The organism is Methylobacterium indicum (genome assembly GCF_001043895.1).
Lineage (GTDB): Bacteria > Pseudomonadota > Alphaproteobacteria > Rhizobiales > Beijerinckiaceae > Methylobacterium > Methylobacterium indicum.
Window position 1 is genome coordinate 21,345 of sequence record NZ_JTHF01000009.1, and the last position, 6,044, is coordinate 27,388.

Consider the following 6,044-nt stretch of genomic DNA (forward strand, 5'->3'; position numbering starts at 1 on the left):
GGCCCGTTGCCGGATCAGGCGAGCTGGAAGCCGAAGGCCAGCGGGTCGCGCTCGTCGACCAGGATGGTGTTGTGCCCGATCACCCGGGCCCAGCCGCCGATGCTCGGGCGGATGGCGGCGCGCCCGCCGACCTCGGCGGTGCCCTCGACCCGGCCGTGGAAGAGCGTGCCGATAATGCTCTCGTGCACGAAGTCGTCGCCCACCTTCAGGAGCCCCCTGGCGACGCGCTGCGCCATCCGGGCCGAGGTGCCGGTCCCGCAGGGCGAGCGGTCGATGCCCTTGTCGCCGTAGAACACCGCGTTGCGGGCATGCGCCTGCGGGTGCTTCGGCCGGTCGGCCCACATGACGTGGCTGAGGCCCTGGATGCGCGGATCCTCCGGGTGGACCGGCGACACCGCCCGCTGCACCGCCTGCCGCACGAGCGGGCTGAGCGTCAGGATCTCCGCCGAGGTCATGCCGTCGAGGCCGGCCCAGCCGGGTTGCGGCTCGACGATGGCGTAGAAGTTGCCCCCGTAGGACACGTCGACGGTGAGCGGCCCGAGGCCCGGCACCTCGACCCGCACATCCGACGCGTGCAGGTAGCTCGGGATGTTGTAGAGCCGGACCTCGTCGACGAAGCGGCCGTCGCGCCGGTACTCGACCTCGACCTTGCCGGCCGGCACCTCGAGGGCGAGCCGCCCCTCGACGCGCGGCACCACGAATCCCTGCTCCAGCGCCACCGTGACGGTACCGATCGTGCCGTGGCCGCACATCGGCAGGCAGCCCGAGACCTCGATGAACAGAACACCGAGGTCGCAATCCTCCCGCGACGGCGGATAGAGGATCGAGCCCGACATCGCGTCGTGGCCGCGCGGCTCGAACATCAGCGCCCGGCGCACCCAGTCGTGCTCGGCGACGAAGATCTGCCGCTTCTCGCCCATCGGGACGTTGGGCAGGACCGGCGCGCCGCCGGCCACCACCCGCACCGGGTTGCCGCAGGTATGGGCGTCGACGCACAGGAAGGTGTGGGGATGCATGACGGGGCGGTCTCCGAGGGCGTTCCGGCCCGGGCGCCCCTTCGTCGCAGAAATCGCCACGGCGGACCAGCGGCTTACCCAGGCATCGGTCCGGTCACGGTCGAGGAGCGCGGTCTCATCCCGCCCCGCCGCCGGGCCAGATGACGCACAGGCAGACAGGCGACCTCGGGCAACCCGCCGGCCGCTGCGACGTTCTCGGCTTCGTGGCGCGGCCCCGGACGGGCCCGCAAGTTCATGACCGACGCAGTATCAGCCGGCGAAAGGAGGTTGTCGATGATGGACAATATCGTTCAGGGGTTCACCCAGTTCCGCGAGCAGGTGTTTCCGAGCCAGCGCTCGGTCTACCAGCGCCTCGTCCATGACGGCCAGAAGCCGAAGGCGCTGGTGATCTCCTGCGCCGATTCCCGCGTCGTGCCGGAGCTGATCACGCAGGCCGGGCCGGGCGAGCTGTTCGTCACCCGCAACGTCGGCAACATCGTGCCGCCCTTCGCCACCATGATGGGCGGCGTGACCGCGGCGGTCGAGTACGCCGTGATGGCGCTGAACGTGCGCGACATCGTGGTCTGCGGCCACTCGGATTGCGGCGCCATGAAGGGCCTGCTCACCCCGGGGCTCGCCGAGAAGATGCCGAGCGTCGCCGCCTGGCTGCGCCACGGCGAGGCCGCCCGCAAGATCGTCTGCGACGCCTACCCGAACGACATCGACGACAAGCGCCGCCTGCACGCCCTCGCCATGGAGAACGTGCTGGTGCAGCTCAACCACCTGCGCACCCACCCGGCGGTGGCGAGCGCGCTCGCCTCGGGCCAGCTCACCCTGCACGGCTGGCTGTTCGAGATCGAGACCGGCCACCTGCTGGTCTATGACGGCGAGGCCGGCCAGTTCGTGGTCCTGGCCGAGGAGGACGCGCTTCCGGTCGCCGAGGCGGCCGCCGCGCCGCGTCTCGCCGCCGCCGCCGTCGGCTCCCCCGCAGCGCGGGCGGCCGAGTAGCCCGTCGCGACAGGCGGTCGGCGAAAGGCGAAGAGCGGACGGCAAAGAGCGGGCGGCGAAGAGCGGGCGGATTGACAGATGGCGAGGGGCGGGTGACGACGGCCGGCATGGCAGACATCCCGGCAGAGACCCGCCCCGACCGCTCGCGCGACGCCCGCTTCGCCTGGATCGCCGCCGGAGCGACCCTGGTGACGATCCTGATCGCCAACTTCGCGCCGGCCTCCGGGCCGGCGCCGGTCCCCCGCCCGGCGGTGCTGTCGCCCGCCGACGATCCGGGTTGCCGGGAATGGACCGATTCCTGCCGGGTCTGCACCCGCGGCACCGACGGGGTCCATTGCTCGACCCCGGGCTTCGCCTGCCAGCGCGAGGCCCTGCGCTGCACCGGGCGCTGACCGGACGGACGGACGGGCCTGCTTCCCGGCGAATCCCGGGCGAGCACGACGAGAGGGATAGGCGGCGACGGCCCCGACGCTCTGCGCGGGGGCCGTCGCGGTTTCCGCCCTCCGCCTCGAGACCGATCCGCCCGTGCAGGCGGCGCGGCACCCCATCCCAGGAGATACGGACCGTCGCGAAACGCGCGCCCGACGCCGACCGGGACGATGCCGGTCGTGTCCGAGGCGCCGGGATGGGCGCCTCCCGGAAGCAAGGCGGCCGTCCGGTAACGGTCGGGATGACGGACGCCCTCTTGGTCTATCCGCCCTCGCGTCCATAGACGTCTTCGATGCGGATGATGTCGTCTTCGCCGGTATAGCTGCCGACCTGGACCTCGATGAGTTCGAGCGGGATCTTGCCCGGGTTGGCCAGGCGGTGCACGCAGCCGATCGGCAGGTAGGCCGCCTCGTTCTCGTGCACGAGCCGCACCGTTCCATCCACGGTCACCTCGGCGGTGCCGCGCACCACCACCCAATGCTCGGCCCGGTGGTAGTGGCGCTGCAGCGACAGGCGGCCGCCCGGCTTTACTGTGATCCGCTTGACCTGGAAACGGCCCCCGATGTCGATGCGCTGGTAGGAGCCCCAGGGCCGGTACATCAGCCGGTGGGCGTCCGCCTCCGGCTCGCGGCGGTGCCGCAGATCCTCGACCAGATCCTTCACGGCCCCGCCGGTCGTGCGGCTCGTCACCAGGACCGCATCGTCGGTCGTCACCACCACCACGTCGTCGAGGCCGACCACCGTGGTCAGAACCTCCCCGGAGGAATGGACCAGGCTGTTGCGGGTATCGCGCAGCGCCACCCGGCCGCGCACCGCGTTGCCCTCGCCATCCCGCTCCGACACCTCCCACAGGGCCCCCCAGGTGCCGATATCCGACCACGGAAAGCGCACCGGCAGCACGCCGGCCCGCCTCGTCCGCTCCATCACCGCGTAGTCGATCGAGATCTGCGGCGCCCGGGCGAAGGCCTCGGCCCCCAGGCGGATGAAGTCGAGGTCGCGGGTGGCGGTCCCGATCGCCTCCCGGGCCGCCGCCAGCACCGCGGGGGCGTGGGCCTCGAGCTCGTCCAGCATCACGTCGGCGCGGAACAGAAAGTAGCCGCCGTTCCAAAGGGCGCCTTGCGCGATGAGGTCGGCGGCGCGCGCGGCGTCGGGCTTCTCGCGGAACCGGGCGACGAGGTGCGCGCCCGCCTCGCCCGCGGCCCCCGCCAGGGGATGGCCGGGCTCGATGTAGCCGTAGGCGGTGGAGGGGGTCGTCGGCGCGATGCCGAGCGTCATGATGTGACCGGCCCGGGCCCCGAGGCCGGCCGCGCGGGCGGCCGCCACGAAGGCCGCGTCGTCGCCGATCGCGTGGTCGGCGGGCAGGATCAGCACGAGGGCCTGCGGGTCGCGGGCGGCGGCGTGGAGGGCCGCGACGGCGACGGCGGGTGCGGAATCCCGCCGGCAGGGTTCGAGCAGGATGTCGGCCTGCACGCCCGCCTGCGCCAGCTGCTCGGCGACGAGGAAGCGGGAATCGTTGGCGGCGACGACGGCCGGCCGGGCGAAGATCGCGGTGTCGCCGAGCCGCGCCGCGGCGGCCTGGAACGACGAGCGCCCCGGCTCGACGAGCGGGAGGAACTGCTTGGGGAAGCTCTCGCGCGAGGCCGGCCACAACCGCGTGCCGGATCCGCCGCACAGGATCACCGGGTGGATCAGGTCACCAGAATCGGACATGGTCGGGCTCCGGGCCACGCGGCCTTAGGCACAGCGCCTGGGCATCGTCGTTTGCCACGCCGGGCGGGCCTATCGGAAGGGGCGGAACCCGGCCGCGGCCCGCAATCCGGCCCCAACTCGCGCCATATGGTTTCGCGCGGGCGAACCGCCCCGCTGCGCCGGCCCGCCGCATCGCTGCCATGCCCCTGCCTGCCTTGCGGGCGGCGCCGGCCTCCGCCACTGGTCCGGCGCAGATGCCGGCCTCGTCCCCGCAGGCCGCTTCCTCAGGATGATCATGGCGAGCAGCGCGCGCGGCGAGGCGACTCCCGTCGAGACGACCAGGCCGGTCTGGGCCGGGCCCGGCTTCGTGGAGTTCGTGGCGCTGATGGCTCTGATGATGGGCCTGACCGCGATCACGATCGACAGCTTCCTGCCGGCCTTCCCGGCGATCCAGGGCGATTTCGCGGTCCGGGACCCGAACCGGCTGCAGCTCCTCGTCTACGTCTACATGCTGGGATTCGGCACCGCCCAGCTCCTCTACGGCCCGGTCTCGGACGGCACCGGGCGGCGTCCGGCGCTCATGGTCGGCATCGGGATCTACCTCGCCGGGACCGTGCTCGCCATGCTGGCGCCGAGCTTCGAGGTGCTGCTCCTCGCCCGCGCCATCCAGGGCATCGGCGGCGCCGCCGGCCGGGTGCTGGCGGTGGCGATCGTGCGCGACCGCTACGAGGGCCGCGACATGGCCCGGGTGATGTCGTTCTGCATGATGGTCTTCCTCATCGTGCCGATCCTCGCGCCCTCGATGGGCGGCGCCATCCTGCTCGGCGGAAGCTGGCGGCTGATCTTCGGTGCCATGCTGGCGCTGGCCCTCGTCACCCTGGCCTGGTTCGGCACGCGCCTGCCCGAGACCCTGCACCCGGCCTTCCGCCGCCCCGTCTCCGTCCGGGCGATCGGATCGGGCGTCGCCGTCACGGTCGGCACCCGGACCTCGCTCGGCTACGCCACGGCGCTCGGGCTCACCACCGGCTGCATCATGGCCTATGTCGGCTCGGCGCAGGCGATCTTCGACACCGGCCTCTACCACCTGGGACCGCTGTTTCCGGTCGCCTTCGCGCTCATCGCCGGTGCGATGGGCGTCGCCACCCTGATCAATGCCCGCCTCGTGCGACGGCTCGGCATGCGGCGGCTGGCGCATATGGGCACGGTCGGGCTGTTCGCGGTCGCCTGCCTGCAGCTCGTCCTGATGCTGGCCTACGGGGGCCGGCCGCCGGTCTGGGTCCTGATCGCCACCCTGTCGGCCTGCCAGTTCCTGATGAGCTTCGCGATGCCGAACTTCAACGCCCTGGCGATGGAGCCGCTGGCGGCGATCGCCGGCACCGCCTCGTCGTTCATCGGCTTCTACACCACGTTGCTCGCGGCCTTCTGCGGCCTCCTCGTCGGCCAGTCCTTCGACGGCACCGTCACGCCGCTCGCGGTCGGCTACTGCGCGCTCAGCGGGCTCGCCCTCGCGACGGTGCTGTGGACCGAGCGCGGCCGCCTGTTCGGCGCCGGGGCCCGGTAGAACCCCCTTAACCCCTGGCGCGCCACCGTCCGGGCCTCAGGACCGGGGTCGATCGGGGGAATTCGGGATGGCTGCGCGCAACGACGGAATCCTGCTCGCCGGGCGGCTGCTGCTCGCCTCCGCGCTGCTCCCCGCGGCGATCGGTCGGGCGCTCAACCCCTCGGGCTTCGCCCTGACGCTCGCCGGCACCGGCATGCCCTACCCGAACGCCGTCGCGACCGCGTCGGTGGTGATCGGGCTGTTCGGGCCGCTCCTTCTGGTGCTCGGGGTGCTGCCGCGCCTCGTCGGCCTCGGCCTCGCGGTGCACGCGGTCGTGGCCGGGCTTCTGCTGCACCGGTTCTGGGAGTTCGCCGGCGCCGGCG

Annotated in this window: 6 protein-coding genes; 4 read left to right on the forward strand and 2 right to left on the reverse strand. The window is 72.6% G+C overall.

The annotated features are described in order from the left end of the window. Positions 1–14 precede the first annotated feature (14 nt). Positions 15–1,016 (reverse strand): 4-hydroxyproline epimerase, encoded by a 1,002-nt coding sequence (locus tag QR78_RS01215; protein WP_048425657.1) that lies wholly within the window; start codon positions 1,014–1,016, stop codon positions 15–17. 276 nt (positions 1,017–1,292) lie between these two features. On the opposite strand from QR78_RS01215, the gene QR78_RS01220 reads away from it, so the two are divergent. Both QR78_RS01220 and QR78_RS01225 read left to right on the forward strand, forming a co-directional pair. Beyond that, positions 1,293–2,003: a carbonic anhydrase gene (locus tag QR78_RS01220; protein ID WP_048425663.1), complete on the forward strand. Its 711-nt coding sequence runs from the start codon at positions 1,293–1,295 to the stop codon at positions 2,001–2,003. A 107-nt stretch (positions 2,004–2,110) separates the two neighbouring features. Next, positions 2,111–2,395, forward strand: coding sequence for a hypothetical protein (locus QR78_RS01225; protein WP_048425664.1), 285 nt, complete (start codon positions 2,111–2,113; stop codon positions 2,393–2,395). 298 nt (positions 2,396–2,693) lie between these two features. On the opposite strand, the gene QR78_RS01230 is transcribed toward QR78_RS01225, so the two are convergent. Continuing rightward, positions 2,694–4,142: a mannose-1-phosphate guanylyltransferase/mannose-6-phosphate isomerase gene (locus QR78_RS01230; RefSeq protein ID WP_048425658.1), complete on the reverse strand. Its 1,449-nt coding sequence runs from the start codon at positions 4,140–4,142 to the stop codon at positions 2,694–2,696. A gap of 274 nt (positions 4,143–4,416) precedes the next feature. Here QR78_RS01230 and QR78_RS01235 point away from each other — a divergent pair, with 274 nt between their 5' ends. Continuing rightward, positions 4,417–5,682 (forward strand): multidrug effflux MFS transporter, encoded by a 1,266-nt coding sequence (locus QR78_RS01235; protein WP_048425659.1) that lies wholly within the window; start codon positions 4,417–4,419, stop codon positions 5,680–5,682. Between the two features lie 67 nt (positions 5,683–5,749). Beyond that, the coding region (locus QR78_RS01240) for a DoxX family membrane protein (RefSeq protein ID WP_048425660.1) at positions 5,750–6,044 on the forward strand (295 nt) is incomplete at its 3' end.